The organism is Streptomyces sp. NPDC059564 (assembly GCF_042735575.1).
Lineage (GTDB): Bacteria > Actinomycetota > Actinomycetes > Streptomycetales > Streptomycetaceae > Streptomyces.
In genome coordinates, this window is sequence record NZ_JBHWBP010000546.1 from 1 (window position 1) to 3473 (window position 3473).

Here is a 3473-nt window from a genome sequence, read left to right on the forward strand (position 1 = left end):
GCCGTGACGACGACGGGGTCTACGCGGTGCGGCGCAGCAGGGCCAGGTACATCGCGTCCGTGCCGTGCAGGTGGGGCCACAGCTGGACGTCGGGGCCGTCACCGAGGGCCGGGACGCCCTGCATGTACGGGCGGGCGTCGATGAGTTCGGCCGACACCGGCTCGGCGCCGGCACCCCGTCCCTTGAGGACGTCCTCCACGACGACCCGGGTCTCCGCCAGGTGCGGGGAGCAGGTCGCGTAGCCCACGACACCGCCGACGCGCACGGCGTCGAGGGCCTGGCGCAGCAGCCCGCGCTGGAGCGGCGCGAAGCCCTCCAGGTCCTCGGGACGGCGCCGCCAGCGGGCCTCGGGGCGGCGGCGCAGCGCGCCCAGGCCCGAGCAGGGCACGTCGACCAGGACCCGGTCGAAGGAGCCCGGCAGCCACGGCGGCCGGGTGCCGTCGGCCGCGATGACCTGGTACGGGCCCGGGTTGCCGTGGAGCGCGCGCTCCACGAGCCGCGCCCGGTGCGGCTGCTTCTCGGAGGCCAGCAGGAAGGCCCCGCGCCGCGCGGCCAGCGCGCCCAGCAGCGCCGCCTTGCCGCCCGGGCCCGCGCAGCCGTCCAGCCAGCGCGCGTCGCGGCCCTCGACCGGCACCGCCGCGAGGGCCATCGCCACCAGCTGGCTGCCCTCGTCCTGCACACCGGCGCGCCCGTCGCGGACCGCCTCCAGCGCGCCCGGCTCGCCGCCCTCGGCCATCCGGACCGCGTACGGGGACCAGCGGCCCGGCAGCGCCGAGTCCTCGCCGACCGCCTCCAGCAGCTCCTCGGGCGTGGACCGGCCCGGGCGGGCCACCAGCGTCACCTCGGGCCGCTCGTTGTCGGCTTCGAGCAGGTCCTCGATCCCGGCGCGGCCGCCGCCCAGCGCGTCCCACAGGGCGCTGACGACCCAGCGGGGGTGCGAGTGGTAGACCGCGAGGTGCTCCTCGGCGTCGTCCTCGTACGGCGGTGCGACCCGCTCCAGCCAGCCGTCGAGGTCGTGCGCGGCGATCTTGCGCAGGACGGCGTTGACGAACTTGGCGCGCCCGTCGCCGAGCACCACGCGGGCCAGTTCGACGCTGGCCGAGACCGCGGCGTGGGTGGGGATGCGGGTGCCGAGCAGCTGGTGGGCGCCGAGCGCGAGCACGTCCAGGACCGGCGGGTCCACCTCGCGCAGCGGCCGGTCGATGCAGGCCTTGATCACCGCGTCGTAGGTGCCCTGGCGGCGCAGGGTGCCGTACACGAGCTCGGTGGCCAGGGCCGCGTCGCGCGCCTGGAACTTCTCGTCCTGGCGGGCCTTCTTCAGCAGCGGGGGCAGGACGAGGTTGGCGTAGGCGTCGCGCTCGTCCACCGCCCGCAGCACCTCGAAGGCCAGCATCCGGACGGGGTCCTTCTGCGGCCGGCGGTGGGGCCTGCCGGGCTTGCCGCCCTGCTTGCTGCCGGACGGCTTGCCGTTGCCCGCGGCGGCGGGACGACGAGGGGGCTGTTCGCTCACGTGAAAGGTGCTCCGGGGTTACGAGGTGCTGCGGGGTCGCGAGGTGGTGCGGAGGTGGTGCCGGCGTCGGTGGTGCCGCTCGGAACGCGGCGGCCGGGACGGACCCGGCCCGGGTTCAGCCTACGTCGGCCCCGCCCAGGCGCTCGCCGGGCGCGATCCGCACCCCGCGGGCCCAGTCGGCGCCCTTCATCGGCTTCTTGCCCTGCGGCTGCACCCACAGCAGCTCCACGGCGTGCGAGCCGGTGCCGACGTGGACGTTGTTCTTGGCCGGGGCCAGCACCCCGGGCGCCAGGTCGGTGCGGTCGGTGACGAGGCCGACGGAGATCAGCTTGAGCCGCTCGCCGCGGAAGACGGTCCACGCGCCGGGCGCGGGGGTGCAGCCGCGCACCACGCGGTCGGCGCGCAGCGCGGGGGCGTTCCAGTCGACGCGGGCGTCCTCGACGGTGATCTTCGGCGCGTGGGAGATCCCCTCGGCGGGCTGTTCGACCGCGCGCAGGGTGCCGTCCTCGATGCCGTCCATGGTCGCCGAGAGCAGTCCGGATCCGGCGAACGCCAGCCGGGTCAGCAGGTCGCCGCTGGTGTCGGTGGGGCGGATCTCCTCGGTGAGGATCCCGTAGACGGGGCCGGTGTCCAGGCCCTCCTCGATGCGGAAGGTGGAGGCGCCGGTGACCTGGTCCCCCGCGATGATCGACTGCTGCACGGGCGCGGCGCCGCGCCAGGCGGGCAGCAGCGAGAAGTGCAGGTTGACCCAGCCGTGCCGGGGGATGTCGAGGGCGCTCTTGGGGATCAGGGCCCCGTAGGCGACGACGGGGCAGCAGTCCGGGGCGATCTCGCGCAGCCGGGCCTGGAAGTCCTCGTCGCGCGGCCGCGCGGGCTTGAGCACCTCGATCCCGGCTTCCTCGGCGCGCTCGGCGACGGGGCTGGCGACGAGCCTGCGGCCGCGTCCGGCGGGGGCGTCGGGCCGGGTGATCACGGCGGCGACCTCGTGCCGCCCGGAGGCGATCAGGGCGTCCAGGGCGGGCACGGCGACCTCGGGGGTGCCTGCGAAGACGAGCTTCACTGGGGTCTACCTCGCTATCTCGGCTGTCAGCAGCGCACCAGTCTATGGGGCCCGCACCGGGCCGCCCACCTGCGGCGGCGAGGGGGCGTACGCACACACGCGCGCCTCTCGCATATGCCGACACGCCCCCGGAGCGTGACTTCATTGCCGCATGACGCGTTGGTCAAGGCAGATTGACCGAAACGGGCCGCGATTGAGAACGGTGTCTGCGGCCCGATCCGCTCTTCAGCACCGGTTCGAGAGGCTTCTCCATGGCCGACCACGCCACCCATGACGCCCAAGCGCGCGCCAGCCTGCACCTCCTGGTGAGGGACATCGAGCGGGTTCGCCGGCAGGTGGACGCGCTGCGCACCCTCACCGCCCAGCTCGGCAACGTGTACCGCCCCCGCCGCTCCGGGCCGTCCACGGGCTTCGTCGTGTACGGCCGGGCCCCCGCGCCCACCGTCCGGCTCGCCCAGGAGCTGCGGGACAGCGTCGAGACGCTGGTCACCGCGGCGGTGGACTTCGACCGCTCCCTCGGCTTCTCGTGGGACGCGGTCGGCTCGGCCCTCGGCGTCACCAAGCAGGCCGTGCACCGCCGCTACGGTGCACGCCGCGCGCAGGCCGCCGAGTCCGCGGAACCGCAGGCCGAGGGCACCACGACCCGGACGCTGGGGCCGCTGCCGACGATCCCCGCCGCCCGCTCGGTGCCCCCGCAGCCGGTACGCGAGGAGGCGCAGGCCCCTGCCGCGGCGGGCCGCCAGTCGGCCTTCCCCGGTCCCCGCAACGGCTGACCGGCCCCCGCGCCGCCGGGTCGCCGACCCCCGACGGCCGGGCCGGTCCCCCGAGGCCGTGACCCTGCGGGGCCGTCCCCTACCCGCCCTTCCACCGTTCCCCGGGCTTCGCCCGGACCCGTTCTGGGGG

At 75.9% G+C, this 3473-nt stretch carries 3 protein-coding genes; 1 reads left to right on the plus strand and 2 read right to left on the minus strand.

The features are described 5' to 3' along the window. Window positions 1-19: 19 nt before the first annotated feature. Both ACFV0Q_RS39835 and fmt read right to left on the minus strand, forming a co-directional pair. Complete coding sequence (locus ACFV0Q_RS39835) at window positions 20-1510, minus strand: RsmB/NOP family class I SAM-dependent RNA methyltransferase (RefSeq protein ID WP_385012782.1); 1491 nt, start codon at window positions 1508-1510, stop codon at window positions 20-22. A gap of 115 nt (window positions 1511-1625) precedes the next feature. Further along, complete coding sequence (gene fmt / locus ACFV0Q_RS39840) at window positions 1626-2570, minus strand: methionyl-tRNA formyltransferase (RefSeq protein WP_385012784.1); 945 nt, start codon at window positions 2568-2570, stop codon at window positions 1626-1628. Window positions 2571-2821: 251 nt separating this feature from the next. Between fmt and ACFV0Q_RS39845 the strand changes: the two genes are divergently transcribed. Next, window positions 2822-3343: a hypothetical protein gene (locus ACFV0Q_RS39845; protein ID WP_385012786.1), complete on the plus strand. Its 522-nt coding sequence runs from the start codon at window positions 2822-2824 to the stop codon at window positions 3341-3343. Window positions 3344-3473 lie beyond the last annotated feature (130 nt).

Coding starts and splice junctions, on each gene's coding strand:
- ACFV0Q_RS39845 (WP_385012786.1), top strand. CDS start 2,822: ATGGCCGACCACGCCACCCATGACGCCCAAGCGCGCGCCAGCCTGCAC.